This window comes from Oceaniovalibus guishaninsula JLT2003 (genome assembly GCF_000299575.1).
Taxonomy (GTDB): domain Bacteria; phylum Pseudomonadota; class Alphaproteobacteria; order Rhodobacterales; family Rhodobacteraceae; genus Palleronia; species Palleronia guishaninsula.
Window position 1 is genome coordinate 53769 of the sequence record NZ_AMGO01000046.1, and the last position, 17540, is coordinate 71308.

A 17540-nucleotide genomic window follows, 5' to 3' on the forward strand; every position below is an offset into this window, starting at 1 on the left:
GGAGAGCGCCCATGACCGTCACCCGTTTCGCCCCGTCGCCCACGGGATACCTGCATATCGGCAACCTGCGCAGCGCACTGTTCAACTGGCTGATCGCGCGCAAGGCGGGCGGCACGTTCATCCTGCGGCTGGACGATACCGACCCCGAACGCAGCAAGCCCGAATATGCCGATGCCATCCAGCGGGATCTGGAATGGCTGGGCCTGACCTGGGACCGGATGGAGCGGCAGTCGGACCGGCTGGACCGCTATCGCGCGGCCGCCGACGATTTGCGCGCCAAGGGCCGCTTCTACGAGGCGTTCGAGACGCCGACCGAACTGGATCTGAAACGCAAGAAGCAGCTCAACATGGGGCGGCCGCCGGTCTATGACCGCGCGGCGCTGGATCTGGACGAGGCCGCGAAGGACCGTCTGCGCGCTGAACGCGGAGGCCACTGGCGGTTCCTGCTGGAACGCGAGCGGATCGAATGGGACGACGGCATCCTCGGCCCGGTCAGCATCGACGCGGGCAGCGTCAGCGATCCGGTGCTGATCCGGGGCGACGGTCAGGTGCTTTATACGCTGGCATCGGTGGTGGACGATACCGAGATGGGCGTGACCCATGTGGTGCGCGGATCGGATCACGTGACCAACACCGCCACGCAGATCCAGATCATCGAGGCGCTGGGCGGCACGCCGCCGGCCTTCGCGCATCATTCGCTGCTGACGGGACCGCAGGGCGAAGGACTGTCGAAGCGGCTGGGATCGCTGAGCCTGCGGGATTTCCGCGAAGCGGGGATCGAGCCCATGGCGATCCTGTCGCTGATGGCGCGGCTGGGGTCGAGCGACCCGGTCGAATTGCGCACCACGCTGGACGAACTGGTGGCGGGGTTCGACATTTCGCGGTTCGGCGCGGCGCCGACCAAGTTCGACGCGGACGACCTGAAGCCGCTGAGCGCGCGCGTCATTGCCGCCGAGCCGTTCGAGGCCGTCGCGCCGCAGATCGCGACCATCGGCGTGCCCGACGCCATCGCGCCGCAATTCTGGGAGGCGGTGCGCGAGAACATCGCCACGCGCGACGCGATGGCCGATTGGTGGGCGCTGTTCCGCGACGGCGCGCAGCCGGTCGTGGCCGATGAGGACCGCGCCTTCATCGAGCAGGCGCGCGGCCTGCTGCCGCCGCATCCCTACGGTCCCGACGCCTGGGCCGAATGGAGCGGCGCGGTCAAGGATGCGACCGGGCGCAAGGGCCGCGCGCTGTTCCGGCCGCTGCGCCTTTACGCGACGGGGGCCGAGACGGGGCCGGACATGAGCCTGGTCATGCCGCTGCTGCAAAAGCCGCTTTAGGGGGCGGGGCGGCGCAGGCCGTCCGCAAGGCCCGCATCCTCTGGCGCGACGCACGGCACGCCGAGGGCGGCGAGGTGGGTATCGACCAGCGCGGTCTCCGCTGGGTCGAGCCGCCGCGCGCGGGGATAGAGCGGGGCCGCGCGGTCGTCGGCCACCGCGCCCCAGCCATCGGTCGTGGCGAAGAATCGCGCGACGCCTTCGGCCCCGAACTGGCGCGCATAGCCCTGCACCACCACGTCGAGATAGCTGAGCAGGACGGGACGCGCGGGGCCGGGCAGGGCATGGTGCGCGGGGATGGCATAGACGGCGATCGTCGTGTCGGCCCGCAAGCCGTGATCGACGCGGGGTGCCGGCAGGCGGTCATAGCCCGCCTCGCGCGTGTCGAGCGCCTGCCAGTCGGCGCCGGGCACGGGGGCGATCATGCCTTCGACGGCGTGACCGGGGGCCGGAACGGCCGTCAGAAAGGCGGCGCGGCGGCGGTCGGTCGTGCGCCAGACCCGCCGCCAGCCATGCAGGATCGCGGGCCGCGCCGGGGCGTAGTCGTGCGTGGTCAGGTTGACGAGGCTGCCATAGCCGAAAAAATGCGGATCGGTCATCGGCGGTGACTGGCAAGGCATGGCGGGGATTGCAAGGCGGCGCGTGCCGTGCATAAGCTGGCGGCGCAGCGACGGGAGAAGCCGGACCATGCCAGGCATGGCCCCGGTGCCGAAGGAGCAACCGCCCCGGTAAACTCTCAGGCAAAAGGACCGCCGCCGCGACGGACTCTGGAGAGTGGCGCAAGCCCGCCGACGGGATAGCGATCTCAGGCGACAGGACAGAGGGGGCATTCGGGGGCGCGGTGGCGCCGCAACTGGAATGCTGGGGGTGATGACATGACCGAAACGCTGCGCCGGACGGATTTGCACGATCTGCATCTGGAGCTGGGCGGCCGCATGGTGCCTTTCGCGGGCTATGCGCTGCCTGTGCAATACGCGCCCGGCGTGATGAAGGAGCATCTGCATTGCCGCGCCCAGGCAGGGCTGTTCGATATCGGCCATATGGGCCAGGTGGTCGTGCGGCCGCGATCCGGCGATGTCGAGGACGCCGCGCGCGCGCTGGAAGGGCTGACGCCCGCCGCCATCGTCGGGCTGCCCGAGGGGCGGCAGCGCTATGCGGTGCTGACCGCCGACGATGGCGGGATCCTGGACGACCTGATGGTGGCCCGGCGGGCGGACCATCTGTTTCTGGTCGTCAACGCGTCGCGCAAGGCGGACGATCTGGCGCATCTGCGCGACGGTCTGACGGATTGCGATGTGATCGAGGTGGCCGACCGCGGGCTGCTGGCGTTGCAGGGGCCGCTGGCCGAGGCGGCGCTGGAGGCGCTGGCGCCCGGCGCCGCGGCGATGCGGTTCATGGACGTGGCGACGCTGGACAGCGATTTCGGCGACCTGTGGGTGTCGCGGTCTGGCTATACCGGCGAGGACGGGTTCGAGATTTCGGTACAAGGCGGACAGGCCGAGGCGCTGGCGCGGGCGCTGCTGGCGCGGCCGGGCGTGGCGCCCATCGGGCTGGGTGCGCGCGATTCGCTGCGGCTGGAAGCGGGGCTTTGCCTTTACGGAAACGACATCGACGCGACGACCACCCCCGTCGAGGCGAACCTGCTGTGGTCGATTCCGAAGGTCCGCCGCGCGGGCGGGTCGCGGGCGGGCGGCTATCCGGGCGTGGACGTCATAGAGCGGCAGATCGAGGAAGGCCCCGCGCGGCTGCGCGTCGGGCTGCTGCCCGAAGGGCGCGCGCCGATGCGGGCGGGAACGCCGCTTTTCGCCGGGCAGGACGATGCCGACCCGATCGGCGAAATAACTTCGGGCGCGTTCGGCCCGAGCCTCGAAAGGCCGATGGCGATGGGTTATGTCGAAACCGGCCGCACGGCCGTCGGCACGTCCCTGTTCGCCGAGTTGCGCGGCCGCCGCCTGCCCGTCGCCGTCGCGGAACTGCCGTTCCGCGCCCCCACCGTCAAACGCTGAGGTCCAAGATGAAATTTACCGAAGAACACGAATGGTTGCGCCCCGAGGACGAGGAAGGCGTCGTCACCGTGGGCATCACCGAACATGCCGCCACGCAGCTGGGGGATCTGGTCTTCGTCGAGCTGCCCGAGGAAGGCCGGATGGTCGCCCGCCACGACGAGGTGGTCGTCATCGAAAGCGTCAAGGCCGCGTCCGACATCATGGCGCCCGTGGACGGCGAGATCGTCGAGGTCAATTCCGCCTTGATCGACAACCCCGCTTTGGTGAACGAGGATCCGCTGGGCGACGGGTGGTTCTTCAAGATGAAGGTCGCGGACATGGCCGATCTGGACGCGATGATGGACGAGGCGGACTACAAGAAGTTCGTCTGATCCGCCCGGCCGCCGCGCATGGGTATTTGAAGAAAGATGAAGGGGGCGCGCGTCGCCCGAGGAGCCGTCATGCCGTTCGAGCCTAGCGACTATCAGCCCTATGACTTTGCCAACCGCCGGCATATCGGTCCGTCCCCGTCCGAGATGGCGGCGATGTGCGACGTGCTGGGGGTGCCGGACCTCGATACGCTGATCGACGAGACGGTGCCCGCGGCGATCCGACAGCAGGAGCCGCTGGAGATCGGCGCGCCGATGTCCCAAAGCGCGCTGCTGTGGCATGCGGGGCAGGTAGCCAAGCAGAACCGCGTGCTGGAATCGATGATCGGGCAGGGCTATCACGGGACGGTCACGCCGCCCGCGATCCAGCGCAACATCCTGGAAAACCCGGCCTGGTACACCGCCTATACCCCCTATCAGCCCGAGATCAGCCAGGGCCGGCTGGAGGCGCTGCTGAACTATCAGACGATGGTGTGCGACCTGACCGGGCTGGACATCGCCAACGCGTCGCTGCTGGACGAGGCGACGGCCGCGGCCGAGGCGGTGACGATGGCACAGCGCACCGCCAAGGCCAGGGCGGGCGCGGTCTTTGTCGATGCGGAATGCCATCCGCAGAATATAGACGTGATCCGCACCCGCTGCGCGCCGCTGGGGATCGAGGTGATCGTCGGCGATCCGTCCGAGATGGACGCGGGGGCGGTGTTCGCGGGCGTGTTCCAGTATCCGGGCACGCATGGCGGGCTGACGGATTTCACGCCGCAGATCGCGGCCCTGCACGAACGCGGCGCGCTGGGCATCGTCATCGCCGATCCGCTGGCGCTGACGCTGCTGAAGGAGCCGGGCGCGATGGGAGCCGACATCGCCGTCGGATCGACGCAGCGGTTCGGGGTGCCGATGGGCTATGGCGGCCCGCATGCGGCCTATATGGCCTGCCGCGATGCGCTGAAGCGGGCGATGCCGGGGCGGATCGTGGGCGTCAGCGTCGATGCGCGGGGCAACAAGGCCTATCGTCTGGCCCTGCAAACGCGCGAGCAGCATATCCGGCGCGAAAAGGCGACATCCAATGTCTGCACCGCGCAGGCGCTGCTGGCGGTGATGGCGTCGTTCTATGCGGTGTTCCACGGCCCCGAAGGGCTGCGCGCCATCGCGCAGGGCATCCATTTCAAGGCGGTCCGCGTGGCGGACGTGTTGCGCAAGGCGGGCTTCGACGTTCGGCCGCAGGCGTTCTTCGATACGGTCACGGTGGATGCGGGCGCGCGGCGCGATGCCATATTCGACGCGGCGGCGGATCGGGGGATCAACCTGCGCCGTGTCGGGGCGACGCGGCTGGGCATCGCCGTGGACGAGACCACGCGCGACGACACGCTGGAACGGCTGTTCGCGGCCTTCGGTGCCCGCGACATGGCGGGCGAGGGCGGCGCGGCCATTCCCGACGGTCTGTTGCGGCGGTCGGATTACCTGACGCATCCGGTCTTTCACATGAACCGGGCCGAGACGGAGATGATGCGTTATATGCGGCGGCTGTCGGACCGCGATCTTGCGCTGGACCGGGCGATGATTCCGTTGGGAAGCTGCACGATGAAGCTGAACGCGGCGGTCGAGATGATGCCGATCAGCTGGCCCGAATTCAGCGCGATCCATCCCTTCGCGCCCGCCGACCAGACCGAGGGCTATGCCCGGATGCTGGCCGATCTGGCCGACAAGCTGTGCGCCATCACCGGATACGACGCGATGTCGTTGCAGCCCAATTCGGGCGCACAGGGGGAATATGCCGGGTTGCTGACGATCCGTCGCTATCACGCGACGCGCGGCGAGGGGCATCGCACCGTTTGCCTGATCCCGGTGAACGCGCACGGCACCAACCCCGCCAGCGCGCAGATGTGCGGCATGAAGGTTGTGGTGGTGAAATGCACCGAGCGGGGCGACGTGGATGTCGAGGATTTCCGCGCCAAGGCCGAAGCGGCGGGCGACGACCTGGCCGCCTGCATGATTACCTATCCCAGTACGCATGGCGTGTTCGAGGATACGGTGCGCGAGATCTGCGCAATCACCCACGACCACGGCGGGCAGGTCTATCTGGACGGCGCCAACCTGAACGCGATGGTCGGCCTGTCGAAACCGGGCGAGATCGGCAGCGATGTCAGCCACCTGAACCTGCACAAGACGTTCTGCATCCCGCATGGCGGCGGCGGCCCCGGCATGGGACCGATCGGCGTCAAGGCGCATCTGGCCGAACACCTGCCCGGCTATGGCGAGAATGGCGGCGCGGTCAGCGGCGCGCCCTATGGAAGTGCGTCGATCCTGCCGATCAGCTGGGCCTATTGCCTGCTGATGGGCGGCGAGGGACTGACGCAGGCGACGAAGGTGGCGATCCTGAACGCCAACTATATCGCCGCGCGGCTGGAAGGCGCGTTTCCGATCCTCTATCGCGGGCAGAACGGACGGGTGGCGCATGAATGCATCATCGACGTGCGCCCGTTCGAGAAGTCGGCCGGCGTGACCGTGGACGACATCGCCAAGCGGCTGATCGACAACGGATTTCATGCGCCCACGATGAGCTGGCCGGTGGCCGGCACGCTGATGGTGGAGCCGACGGAATCCGAGACGAAGGCCGAGCTGGACCGCTTTTGCGACGCGATGCTGTCCATCCGCGCCGAGATCGCCGACATCGAGGCGGGACGTGCCGACCGGGACAACAACCCGCTGAAGCACGCGCCGCACACGGTCGAGGATCTGGTGGGCGACTGGCACCGGCCCTATAGCCGCGAGGTCGGATGCTATCCGGCGGGGGCGTTCCGGGTGGACAAATACTGGCCGCCGGTAAACCGGGTGGACAACGTGTTCGGCGACCGGAACCTGGTCTGCACCTGCCCGCCGGTCGAGGCGTATCAGGACGCTGCCGAATAGCTGCCTGTCACGTCGGGGCGGCCGCCTCGTCGCTGCGATGGGGCGAGACGGCATGCACTCGCGCCCGGTCCTCGGCCAGCAGCAGCGCGTCGTCTGAAAAAGCCAGCGCGCGGCGCGAGACGATCCGCGCCGCCTCGCGCATTTCGGCGCTGTCGTGGCGTGCCAGCCGGGCCAGCGCACGCTGCACCTGCATCTGAACCTCGACCAGTTGGGCGCCGTCGCGGGCGATGAAGTCGAACCCCGCGAAGACCAGATCGAGGGCGGTCATGGGTTTTACATGCAGACGCGGCAGATCGGGTTCGGGGCGGGGGATCGCCTCGTCCTCCCACGGCGTTAATATCCGCAGGATCCGCAGAAGCACGGCGATGGCCGTTCGCGGATCGTTGATACCGGGCGACAGGGCGCGCTGTGCGATCTCGGACAGCACCTGGATGCCGAATTGCGGATCCTGGTCGTAGGATCGCGCGTCGCCGATGACCACGGCCTCGCGCAGCTTCTTCTCCTGCTCGTCCGTGATGCCCCAGATCGCCATGCGCAGTAGCGGATCGCCCGGATCGACCCAGTCGCCGGGGCTGGCGATGACCCAGATGTCGCCGTTCGACTCCTCGGCCAGATCGTTCAGCGCCACGGCATCGACGTATCGGACATAGCCGTGATTTTCGGCCAGCAGCGCGGCCGCGGCGTCGGGAATGGTGTCGCGCCGGATCAGGGGCACGCCGCCCAGACAGGGGCAGGACAGCCGCAGCTTCAGCGCCTCGATGGTCACGTCCTCGACCCGTTCCTCGGTCTGTTCCATCGAGCCGAGGCCCGACAGATGCTCGATCCAGCGGACCATCGCCACGATGACGATGGCAATGACGAGGATGGTGAAGAAATAGACGATGATGAAGTCGCGGTCGGAATAGGCCCCGGCATTCAGCATCACGATGGACATGATCGCATAGACGAACGCGCCCATGAACGTCGCCAGCACCGTCTGCGTGCGCCCATCGCCGCGCAGCAGCCGGTGCGCGCGGGGCGTGGCCTGGGAACTGGCGTAATGATGCGCGGCCACCATCACCGAAAGCGAGAACGTCGTCACCGTCAGCATCGAATTTGACAGGATCGACAGCAGCCGCGCCACGGCGTCCTCGGTTATCTCATAGGACAGATGGTCGGGCAGCAGCCCGGACGAGATCGACGAGACCCCCGCCGAGACCAGCGCGAGCGCCGACAGGATCGCGATGCGCGCCCAGATCGCCCGGGCCCATATGCGCAGGGTCCAGACCCAGTGCGTCAGCTTCATCCGGGCCCCTTTCGCGATTCCGCTGCGCACCTTATGGCGCGCCCGGTCGCTTGACAACGCGGCGATGCTGCGCCATTCAGCGCGCCAGTGGGGTCGTAGCTCAGTTGGGAGAGCGCGTCGTTCGCAATGACGAGGTCAGGGGTTCGATCCCCCTCGACTCCACCAATTTTCTTCTTGAAACGCGCGATTGCCGCCGGGGCCGGTCCGGGCTATGCTGCGGCGCGGCAAGGGGGTATTATGGGTCAGGTCATCACGGTTGCTCAGCAAAAGGGCGGGGCGGGCAAGACCACGCTGGCCGTGACACTGGCGGTCGCGTTCGCGCGGCAGGGATTGTCCGTTGCGCTGCTGGATACCGACCCGCAGGGATCGCTGGGACGATGGTACATGACCCGGCGCGAGGCGGGCGATCCGGGCATGGATTTTTCCACCGCTAGCGCCTGGGGCGTGGGGTACGAGTGCGAGAAACTGCGCCGCCAGCACGACCTGGTGATCGTCGATACGCCGCCCAAGGTGGATGCCGACCTGCGGCCCGCCCTGCGCGAGAGCGATCTGATCCTGGTGCCGGTCGCGACCAGCCAGGTGGACCTGTGGGCGGTGGATTCGCTGCTGGATCTGGTGGCGCGGGAGCGGCGGCGGGCGCTGATCGTGCTGAACCGCTTCAAGGCGGGGACGCGGCTGGGCGCCGAGATCGACGCGGCGCTGGCCGAGCGCGAGATGGGCCGGATGCGGGCCGTTCTGGGCAACCGCGTCGCCTATGCCGAGACGCTGGGACAGGGGCTGTCGGTGCAGGAAAAGGGCCGCGGCGCGTGGACCGGCGAGGTCGAGGCGCTGCGCGACGAGGCGGCGGAAGCCTTGCAGATCAACGCGTTGGCATAGAAAAAGGGCGCTACGGTTTCCCGTGCGCCCCCTGTCGATCGGATCCGGTCGGCCTCAGGCCAGTTGGATGTTCGTCGCCGATTCGCGACCGTCGCGGCCGGTTTCGAGGTCATAGGTGACCTTCTGATCGTCGGCAAGGCCGGTCAGGCCCGCACGCTCGACGGCGGAGATGTGGACGAACACGTCCTTGCCGCCCGTCGCGGGGGCGATGAAGCCGAAGCCCTTGGTGGAATTGAACCATTTCACGGTGCCGTTGGGCATGTGATGTCTCCTGTCAGTGTCTCTGTTCGCGGAAGTGCAACAGGGCGGCAAAGCTTGCCTTGATCGAGTGCGCTGAAGCCCGGAAAGGAAGACAGGGGATCGATAGAGGTCGTCTTAGCAATGCCGATCATGCCAGACCGCACGGCCCGAGGCAAGCGGTATGAATCGCGTCGGAGTCCCGTAGGATTTCCGTGCGACGCTGCGCGCGCGGCGTTCGGGGCGCGTTAACCGGTCTGCGGCAGGGTGGGCGCATGGCAAGAAAACTCACCAAGACCGAACGCATCGTCCGCGCCCGCATGATCCGCAACCTCGACCGGTTCGACGACGAGGGAACGATGCAATACGCGATCCGCGACCATTGCCCCGAAGCCTGGGCGCTGATCGAAAGCGACATCGACGTGGAGGAACGCAAGGTGCACGTCACCCTGCGGCTGGACGCGTCGGTGGCGCAATTCTATCGCGCGATGGGCAAGGGCTATCAGGCGCGGATCAACCGGATCCTGGCGACCTGGGCGCAGATGAAGATCTTGAAGGTGAACGAGCTGGAACGGGAGTCGGCGGCGGGGCTGGAGGAGATGCGGAGGATCAGGGAGGCGCGGGAGGGATGACATCGCCTAGAAGCAGACGGCATTGGATCGTTGAATTTTTGAGAACGAATTACTCGTATAATCTCACCATAGACTTCTAGCGATTGGCAAGACGAAGTAACGGTGCCTCGTACTCTCCAATAAGGGTTTTCAACGGATCAGCCCCTTTAAAGAAGACCTGCGCATCGTAACCGTTTTCCGCGGTCAACCCCGTCGCTTTTCGGATTGACATAAGTGCCTTGCGACCAACCTCTTTACTTTCAGAAGGATACCCCACCTTCAAAACTCTACTATCGCCTTTATAAACATCAATGTAATTTCCATTTGGGTTTCGCAAAGAACATCCATGCTGCTCCAGTATCCGTCTTAGTTCACGATACGTGATTATGTAGGATGTTGAACTATCACGCTCACGAAACATAGTTTTAAATTTTGAAGAAATTTCTGTGACAGTTAGATATCTCCCCTCTCTTGAGTTTAAACTCGCAATATCAACCATGAAGTCTTCAATCTCACTTATATCGACGCGGGGAACGTACCCACTTTCCAGCATGAAAAAGACAGATGATAGAAAGGCTGTGCGTTTGTTGGCATCATAGAATGGGTGGTTATTTACTAGCCCAAATATCAGGGAAGCTGCGATTTCCCATTCTGTATCGTAGACAAATGATCCTCCGGCTGAGGCTACTTGTCGACTAACGGCAGATGAAAGTAGCCCAATGTCTTTAGGGCCGAAGCCGCCTAAGCCTTCGCCTATTCTGTAGAAATGGTTGCAGATAAGATAGTGGGCATCTAATACATCCTCGCAGGAGAGATGATAGCGGTCCCCGGAATAGTCAAACTCATCAATTTGCTGCAAGTGCCATGTATAGTTGTTCCAGAGGTCTGGATGAATCTGCGTTTCTTCTAACACGGCTACCTCGCGAACTTCTTGAACTTCACCCGCTTCGGTTCCAGCGAATCCACGCCCAGGCGGCGTTTCTTGTCTTCCTCGTAGGCTTCGAAATTGCCTTCGAACCATTCGACATGGGCGTTGCCCTCGAAGGCCAGGATGTGGGTGCAGAGGCGGTCGAGGAAGAAGCGGTCGTGGCTGATGATGACGGCGCAGCCGGCGAAGTTTTCCAGCGCATCTTCAAGCGCCCTTAACGTTTCCACGTCAAGGTCGTTCGTGGGTTCGTCCAGCAGCAGGACGTTGCCCCCGGATTTGAGGAGTTTCGCCATGTGCACGCGGTTGCGTTCGCCCCCCGACAGCAGGCCCACCTTCTTCTGCTGGTCGCCGCCCTTGAAGTTGAACGCGCTGCAATAGGCGCGGCTGTTCATCTGCGCATCGCCGAGGTCGATCACCTCGCCGCCGCCGCTGATCTCCTCCCAGACGGTCGCCTGGGGGTCCAGCGCGTCGCGCGACTGATCGACATAGGCAAGGTGCACGGTATCGCCGAATTCGACGGTGCCGGAATCGGGCCGTTCCTGACCCGTCAGCATGCGGAACAGCGTCGTCTTGCCGGCGCCGTTGGGGCCGATGACGCCGACGATGCCGCCGGGCGGAAGCGAGAAGGTCAGATCCTCGATCAACAGCTTGTCGCCCATCGCCTTGGTCAGATTCTCGACCTCGATCACGCGGTTGCCCAGGCGTTCGCCGTTGGGGATGATGATCTGCGCGCCGGACAGACGCTCGCGCTCGGACTGGGAGGCAAGCTGTTCGTAGGCGGTGATGCGGGCCTTGGATTTCGCCTGGCGGGCCTTGGCGCCCTGGCGCATCCATTCCAGCTCGCGCTCCAGCGTCTTCTGCTTGGACTTGTCCTCGCGCGCTTCCTGCGCCAGCCGCTTGGCCTTCTGTTCCAGCCAGGCGGAATAGTTGCCTTCGTAGGGGATGCCGCGCCCGCGGTCGAGTTCGAGGATCCAGCCGGTGATGTCGTCGAGGAAATAGCGGTCGTGCGTGACGATCAGGATGGTGCCCTTGTAGTCGATCAGGTGGTTCTGAAGCCAGGCGATGGTTTCGGCGTCCAGATGGTTGGTCGGTTCGTCCAGCAGCAGCATGTCGGGCTGTTCCAGCAGCAGCCGGCACAGCGCCACGCGCCGCGCCTCGCCGCCCGACAGGGTGGACGGATCGGCGTCGTCGGGGGGGCAGCGCAGGGCCTCCATGCTGATATCGACCTGCGAATCGAGATCCCAGAGGTTCTGGGCGTCGATGCGGTCCTGAAGTTCGGCCATCTCGTCCGCCGTCTCGTCCGAGTAGTTCATGGCGAGTTCGTTGTAGCGGTCGAGGATCGCCTGCTTGGGGGCGACGCCCAGCATGACGTTCTCGCGCACGGTCAGGGCGGGGTCGAGATGCGGTTCCTGCGGCAGGTAGCCCACGCGCGCGCCTTCGGCGGCCCATGCCTCGCCCTGGAAGTCCTTGTCGAGGCCGGCCATGATCCGCAGCAGGGTGGACTTGCCCGACCCGTTGACGCCGACGACGCCGATCTTGACGCCGGGCAGGAAGTTCAGGCGGATGTTCTCGAACAGCTTCTTGCCGCCGGGGATCGTCTTGGAGACGCCATCCATGTGATAGACATACTGATAGGCGGCCATGGGGATGCTCCTGCTGGGGTTGCGCGGGGTTCTATCCCCCCCGCGCGGCAGGGGCAATCGGGGTGTCGGCAGCGGGGCCGGCCGCGCGGGGCGCGACCGGGCGGGCCGCGTCAGCCCCGGCGGCGGCGCAGGCCGAGCGCGAGAAGCCCAGACGCCAGCAGCACGCCGCCCGCGGGAAGGGGAACGACGGGGGGCGGGGTGATGGTGAGGTCGGTGGTGGTGTAGGAGACGTCGAGAAAGAAGCCTGGTTCGGTGTTGTAATTCGTCGTTCCCAAGGTGAACCAGACGATCCCGTCGGACGAGTAGCGGAAGCCGCCTGGGAACAAACCCGCCATACCGATGGAGCCATCCGTACTGGAGAAGCTGAAGAAACTGCGGTCCGCAGAGAGGCTTGCGAAGGCGGAGGGCTGGCTGAAGGTATCGCAGATGCCGGCGATCCCCGAGCAACTGAAATCCAGAACGTCGTTCGCATCGTTCACGGTCAGCGAGGCCGTGACGTTGGCCCTGGCAGCGTATGGACTTAGGAAAGGCAGGTTGTATCGGTTGTCGCGGAAGATCGCTCTGCCCCGGCAATCATGTGTCTGCGGATCGGCATCGGTCGTCGTGCAGTTGACCCCTTCGGGGACGACAGTGGGCGAACCGAACCCCCATCCGGTCACGTACATCGTAATCGGATCCAGATCCATCTCCATGTCGAACGTCACCGTCGTCGTGGCGGCTTGGGCGGTTGTGGCGGCGGTGGCGGCGAGGGCGATGGCGAGGAGGGGCGTGCGCATGAGGAATACTCCAGGTTGAAATTAACGAAAAGTTTACCTTTTCGTATCTTGCCGGCAAGCCTCAAAGAATCTCGTCCTCGTCGAACATCGGGTCGGCTTCCAGATCCGCTGCGAGGCGTTCCAGACGCGGGGCGGGATCGACCTGGGTGGCGGCGATGTGATAGACGGCGTCGCCTTCGTTGACGACCGGCATCATCGCGCGGCCCAACACGATGCCGGGGCCGGGGGCGGCGATCTCGACCTCGCTATCGCCGAAGGGGTTGGACACGATGGCAAGCGGGGTGCCCGCCTCGACCCCGTCGCCGGTCTGCCGGAAACAGCGCAGCAGGCCGCCGGCGGGCGCGCGGATCCAGGCGCTGTCGCGCGTGACGATGGGGGCGGCGCGGCGGCGGGGCAGGCCGCGCGCGCCGATCATGCCCATCGCGTGCATGACGCGCAGGATGCCCGACACGCCGACGCGGGCCGACAATTCGTCGAAGCGCAGCGCCTCGCCCGCCTCGTAGAGCAGGATGTCGACGCCGCGGGCACGGGCGGCGGCGCGCAGGCTGCCATCGCGCAGTTTCGCGCGCACGATGACCGGGGCGCCGAACGCCTCGGCCCGTTGCAGCGTAGCGTCGTTGCTGGCTGAGACACGGATCTGCGGCATGTTCGTGCGGTGCAGGGCGGCGGAATGCAGGTCGATGCCGAAATCGGCGCGGCCCACCACCTCGGTCATGAAAAGATGCGCGAGGCGGCTGGCGAGCGATCCCGCCTCGCTGCCGGGAAAGCAGCGGTTCAGGTCGCGCCGGTCGGGCATATAGCGCGACTGGTTGAGAAAGCCGAACGTGTTGACGATGGGCACGACCAGAAGCGTGCCGGCGATGGCGGCCAGTTGCGGTGCGCGCAGCAGGCGGCGGGCGATCTCGACGCCGATCACCTCGTCCCCGTGGACGGCGGCGCTGACGAAAAGCACAGGGCCAGGGCGGCGGCCGTGAACGACCTGCACCGACATGGTGACGGGCGTGTGGTCGCTGAGGACGGAAACCGGCAGATCGACGATGCGCGCCGTGCCGGGCGGAACCTCGACATCGCCGATCTGGAAGGGTGGTCTGGTCATCGGGCGGTGCCTGCGGAACGGTTGGAACGGGTATTTGGGGAAAGATGAAGGGCGGGACGGATCGGCACGGGCGGCGCGGGGATCGGCCGCCCGCCGCCGGTCTAGCCCTTGCCGACGGTGCGGGTCTTGCCGTGGGCGGCGTTCTTCTCGATGAATTCGACGATCTTGCCCGCGATGTCGATGCCCGTGGCCTTTTCCACGCCTTCGAGACCCGGCGAGGAGTTCACCTCCATCACGACGGGGCCGTGATTGGCGCGCAGCATGTCCACGCCGCAGACGTTGAGGCCCATGGACTTGGCGGCGCGGATGGCGGTGGCGCGTTCCTCGGGCGAGATCTTGATGGTCTGGGCGCTGCCGCCGCGATGCAGGTTCGAGCGGAACTCGCCCTCGGCCCCCGTGCGCTTCATCGCGGCGATGACCTTGCCGCCGACGACCAGCGCGCGGATGTCGGTGCCGCCCGCTTCCTTGATGAATTCCTGCACCATGATGTTGACGTTGGCGCCGCGGAACGCCTCGATCACCGATTTGGCGCTGCGGTCGGTATCGGCTAGCACCACGCCGATGCCCTGGGTGCCTTCGAGCAGCTTGATCACGGCGGGCGCGCCGCCGGCCAGTTTCAGCACCGCGTCGGTCTGCCGCGGGTCGTGGGCGAAGGTGGTGACGGGCAGGCCGATGCCGTCGCGCGCCATGAGCTGCATCGAGCGCAGCTTGTCGCGGCTGCGGCCGATGGCGACGGATTCGTTCAGCGGATAGGTGCCCTGCATCTCGAACTGGCGCAGGACAGCGAGGCCGTAGAAGGTGATCGACGCGCCGATGCGGGGGATGACGGCGTCGAATTGCGGCAGCTTTTCACCGTTATACCAAACTTCGGGGCGGCGGCTGGCGATGTTCATGTAGCAGCCGAGCGTCTTGATGATGGTGAAGTCGTGGCCGCGCGCCTCGGCCGCCTCTTTCAGCCGCTGGTGGGAATAGAGGTTGGCGTTCTGCGCCATCATGGCGATCTTCATGGGCTGACCTTCCTGTCGGGTGCCGCGCATGATGGACGCGAAACGGCGCGACGGCCAGCAGGAACCGGAAGGCGGGGTGGGCGATTGGCGGCAAGGGCGGGGGACGATCATGCGGTACGGGTGGATCGGGGGCGGCGCGGTGACAGCATGGAGGTGACGGGGCTGGCGGCGATGATGCGCCGCCATGCACGGCCGGGGCGGGTCGCGTGGATCGGCTTGCGGCCCGTGCGGCGCCGCCCGGTCGAGGCCATAGGGGTGGCCGATCTGGACGAGGACGGGCTGCGCGGCGATCACGCGCGGGTGGGCAAGCGGGCGTTGACGCTGGTGCAGGCGGAACACCTGCCGGTCATCGCGGCGCTGCTGGGCCGGGACACGGTGCGGCCCGAGGATCTGCGGCGCAACGTGCTGGTGTCGGGCATCAACCTGGCGGGGTTCCGCAAGGGCGATCTGCGCATCGGCGGTGCGGTGGTGCATGTCGAGGGGCCGTGCCCGCCCTGTTCGCGGATGGAGGAGACGTTCGGGCCGGGCGGCTACAGCGCCGTGCGGGGGCATGGCGGGTGGTATGCCAGCGTCGTGCGGCCGGGGCGGATCGCGGTGGGCGACGGCGTGGGGTCTGCCGATGGCTGACGGCGTTCAGCAGGGGGTGGCGAGGACCAGCACCTGTTTGCGCCCCACCTGGGCATAGCCGTATTCGCGCATCCGGGGATGCAGCATGTTGCGGCGGTGGCCGGGCGAGTCCATCCAGGCGGCCATCGCATCCGCGCGGGATTTCAGCCCTTCGGCGATGTTCTCGGCGGCGCCGCAGGGCGCATAGCCGGCGGCCCTGATGCGGGTGCCGTGGGTCGCGCCCTCGGGGCTGCGATGGGCGAAATAGGCGCGGTCGGCCATGTCCTGCGCATGGGCGCGGGCGGCGCGGGCGAGCTTGGGGTTGGGCGCCAGCGGGGTCAACCCGGCCTGTCGGCGGTAGGCGTTGAGGGCCGAGGCGTCGGGCGCGCCGACGGGTTGCGTGGCGGCGGGCGTCGTTCGGACGGTCGGGACGGGGACCGTGACGGGGACGGGGACCACGACGAAGCAACCGGCCAGAAGCGGGGCGAGGAGGAGGGGGGCGAGACGGCGCATCGCGGACCTTTCGAGCAGGCCATGAAGAACCGGGCCATAAACACCGGATCGCCGTCCGGTTGCAATCAACCGGCGGTTGCCAGCAGGTCCAGCACCTTGCGGTGGAGTTCGGGGCAGCCGGCGGCGACGACATTGCCGCCCCGCCAAACGGGACCGCCGCGCCAGTCGGTGACGACGCCGCCCGCGGCCTTCACCACGGCGAGGGGTGCGGCGATGTCGTAGCTTTGCAGTCCCGCCTCGACCACCAAGTCGATATGCCCGGCGGCGAGCAGGCCGTAGGCATAGCAATCCAGGCCGTAGCGTGTCAGCCGCACCTGCGCCGCCACGCGGTCGAACGCCGCGCGGTCGGACGGGGTGCCGATTTCGGGGAAGGTGCTGAACAGCGTCGCATCGTCCAGCGTCCGGCGGCGCGTGGCCAGCGGCACGCGGCCATGCGGCGAATCGAGCCAGGCGGCATCGGGGCCGCCGAAGAACCGCTCGCCTGTCCAGGGCTGGTCGATGAGGCCGAGGATGGGGCCAGCATCGTCGGCCACGGCGATCAGAACGCCCCAGCTTGGCGCGCCCGAGAGATAGGCGCGGGTGCCGTCGATGGGATCAAGGATCCAGGTCAGGCCGCTGGTGCCGGGGGTCGCGCCGTATTCTTCGCCCAGGACCGCGTCGTCGGGGCGCAGGCGGGCCAGCGCGTCGCGCAGGGCGCGTTCGCAGGCGCGGTCGCCTTCGGTGACGGGATCGAAACGGTCGGCTTCCTTGGAGCTGGCGGCGAGGTCTCGCCGGCGGAAATGCGCCAGGACGGCGGGGCGCGCGGCATCGGCCATGGCCAGCGCGGTGCGGGCCAGATCCGTCAGAAGGGCGGGATCGGTGCGGGTCATGCGCGGCTCCGGCATCGGGATGGGGCCGCGCTAGCGTCGGGGGGCGGCCCGGTCAAGGCCGCCGGGTCGCGTCAGGCCACGTCGCTGAGGACGCGGGCCAGTTCGAACAGGCGGCGGCGCTGCGTTTCGGGGATGGCATAGTAGGAGCGCACGAGTTCCAGCGCCTCGCGGTCCGCCAGGATGTCGCGCCGCACGGATCCTTCGTTGTCGGTGGCGGGCGCGTCGCCGTCGGGCTGGTCCATCCCTTCGAAGAAGAACGCCACGGGCACGTCCAGCGCGTCGGCAATGTCCCACAGGCGGGAGGCGCTGACGCGGTTCATGCCGGTCTCGTATTTCTGGATCTGCTGGAACTTGATGCCGACCTTTTGCGCCAGTTGCTGCTGGGTCATGCCGACCATCCACCTGCGGTGACGAATCCGCTTACCGACATGGACGTCAACCGGGTGCTTCATCTGCGTTCCTCACAACTATGCGCTGACCTTCAAAGACC

18 protein-coding genes, 1 tRNA gene and 1 riboswitch are annotated in these 17540 nt (G+C 66.8%); of the genes, 8 read left to right on the forward strand and 11 right to left on the reverse strand.

All coding sequences use genetic code 11. The annotated features are described in order from the left end of the window. Nucleotides 1-11: 11 nt before the first annotated feature. Complete coding sequence (gene gltX, locus OCGS_RS09580) at nt 12-1325, forward strand: glutamate--tRNA ligase (RefSeq protein ID WP_007427040.1); 1314 nt, start codon at nt 12-14, stop codon at nt 1323-1325. Here gltX and OCGS_RS09585 read toward each other — a convergent pair. Next, nucleotides 1322-1921, reverse strand: a complete 600-nt coding sequence (locus OCGS_RS09585) for a gamma-glutamylcyclotransferase family protein (RefSeq protein WP_007427041.1) — start codon at nt 1919-1921, stop codon at nt 1322-1324. The genes gltX and OCGS_RS09585 overlap by 4 nt on opposite strands. Before the next feature lie 62 nt (nt 1922-1983). Further along, nucleotides 1984-2084: riboswitch (glycine riboswitch) on the forward strand. A 113-nt stretch (nt 2085-2197) separates the two neighbouring features. Here OCGS_RS09585 and gcvT point away from each other — a divergent pair. From gcvT to gcvP, 3 genes are all read left to right on the forward strand, one after another. After that, the gene (gene gcvT / locus OCGS_RS09590) at nt 2198-3328 is read left to right on the forward strand and encodes a glycine cleavage system aminomethyltransferase GcvT (protein WP_007427042.1); all 1131 of its coding nucleotides are present in this window, start codon (nt 2198-2200) and stop codon (nt 3326-3328) included. Between the two features lie 8 nt (nt 3329-3336). Next, complete coding sequence (gene gcvH, locus OCGS_RS09595) at nt 3337-3699, forward strand: glycine cleavage system protein GcvH (RefSeq protein ID WP_007427043.1); 363 nt, start codon at nt 3337-3339, stop codon at nt 3697-3699. Between the two features lie 69 nt (nt 3700-3768). After that, nucleotides 3769-6603 (forward strand): aminomethyl-transferring glycine dehydrogenase, encoded by a 2835-nt coding sequence (gene gcvP / locus OCGS_RS09600; protein ID WP_007427044.1) that lies wholly within the window; start codon nt 3769-3771, stop codon nt 6601-6603. 7 nt (nt 6604-6610) lie between these two features. Here gcvP and OCGS_RS09605 read toward each other — a convergent pair whose 3' ends face one another. Continuing rightward, a complete protein-coding gene (locus OCGS_RS09605) occupies nt 6611-7888 on the reverse strand; it encodes a DUF2254 domain-containing protein (protein WP_007427045.1) in 1278 nt (425 codons plus the stop codon). A gap of 89 nt (nt 7889-7977) precedes the next feature. Between OCGS_RS09605 and OCGS_RS09610 the strand changes: the two genes are divergently transcribed. Both OCGS_RS09610 and parA read left to right on the forward strand, forming a co-directional pair. Then, nucleotides 7978-8053: transfer RNA gene (locus OCGS_RS09610), tRNA-Ala, on the forward strand. A gap of 72 nt (nt 8054-8125) precedes the next feature. Continuing rightward, on the forward strand, nt 8126-8764 hold the full coding sequence (parA, locus tag OCGS_RS09615) for a ParA family partition ATPase (protein WP_007427046.1): 639 nt from the start codon (nt 8126-8128) through the stop codon (nt 8762-8764). A gap of 54 nt (nt 8765-8818) precedes the next feature. Here parA and OCGS_RS09620 read toward each other — a convergent pair whose 3' ends face one another. Next, nucleotides 8819-9025 (reverse strand): cold-shock protein, encoded by a 207-nt coding sequence (locus OCGS_RS09620; RefSeq protein WP_007427047.1) that lies wholly within the window; start codon nt 9023-9025, stop codon nt 8819-8821. 251 nt (nt 9026-9276) lie between these two features. On the opposite strand from OCGS_RS09620, the gene OCGS_RS09625 reads away from it, so the two are divergent. Beyond that, nucleotides 9277-9633, forward strand: coding sequence for a BrnA antitoxin family protein (locus OCGS_RS09625; RefSeq protein WP_007427048.1), 357 nt, complete (start codon nt 9277-9279; stop codon nt 9631-9633). A gap of 76 nt (nt 9634-9709) precedes the next feature. On the opposite strand, the gene OCGS_RS14850 is transcribed toward OCGS_RS09625, so the two are convergent. The 5 genes from OCGS_RS14850 to rimK form a co-directional block, all read right to left on the reverse strand. Continuing rightward, nucleotides 9710-10525: a type II toxin-antitoxin system death-on-curing family toxin gene (locus OCGS_RS14850; RefSeq protein WP_162136608.1), complete on the reverse strand. Its 816-nt coding sequence runs from the start codon at nt 10523-10525 to the stop codon at nt 9710-9712. Between the two features lie 2 nt (nt 10526-10527). Beyond that, nucleotides 10528-12183: an energy-dependent translational throttle protein EttA gene (gene ettA / locus OCGS_RS09630; RefSeq protein ID WP_007427049.1), complete on the reverse strand. Its 1656-nt coding sequence runs from the start codon at nt 12181-12183 to the stop codon at nt 10528-10530. Nucleotides 12184-12293: 110 nt separating this feature from the next. After that, complete coding sequence (locus OCGS_RS09635) at nt 12294-12959, reverse strand: hypothetical protein (RefSeq protein ID WP_007427050.1); 666 nt, start codon at nt 12957-12959, stop codon at nt 12294-12296. 61 nt (nt 12960-13020) lie between these two features. Next, the gene (locus OCGS_RS09640) at nt 13021-14055 is read right to left on the reverse strand and encodes a succinylglutamate desuccinylase/aspartoacylase family protein (RefSeq protein ID WP_007427051.1); all 1035 of its coding nucleotides are present in this window, start codon (nt 14053-14055) and stop codon (nt 13021-13023) included. Between the two features lie 101 nt (nt 14056-14156). Beyond that, entirely contained in the window at nt 14157-15062 is a 906-nt protein-coding gene (gene rimK, locus OCGS_RS09645; protein ID WP_007427052.1) for a 30S ribosomal protein S6--L-glutamate ligase, read from the reverse strand. Nucleotides 15063-15209: 147 nt separating this feature from the next. Between rimK and OCGS_RS09650 the strand changes: the two genes are divergently transcribed. Beyond that, nucleotides 15210-15689 (forward strand): MOSC domain-containing protein, encoded by a 480-nt coding sequence (locus OCGS_RS09650; protein ID WP_007427054.1) that lies wholly within the window; start codon nt 15210-15212, stop codon nt 15687-15689. A 6-nt stretch (nt 15690-15695) separates the two neighbouring features. Here OCGS_RS09650 and OCGS_RS14590 read toward each other — a convergent pair whose 3' ends face one another. From OCGS_RS14590 to OCGS_RS09665, 3 genes are all read right to left on the reverse strand, one after another. Then, nucleotides 15696-16181, reverse strand: coding sequence for a CAP domain-containing protein (locus tag OCGS_RS14590; protein WP_007427055.1), 486 nt, complete (start codon nt 16179-16181; stop codon nt 15696-15698). A gap of 65 nt (nt 16182-16246) precedes the next feature. Then, nucleotides 16247-17050, reverse strand: coding sequence for an inositol monophosphatase family protein (locus OCGS_RS09660; protein WP_007427056.1), 804 nt, complete (start codon nt 17048-17050; stop codon nt 16247-16249). Between the two features lie 71 nt (nt 17051-17121). Beyond that, nucleotides 17122-17502, reverse strand: a complete 381-nt coding sequence (locus OCGS_RS09665; protein ID WP_040610878.1) for a helix-turn-helix domain-containing protein — start codon at nt 17500-17502, stop codon at nt 17122-17124. Between the last annotated feature and the right edge of the window lie 38 nt (nt 17503-17540).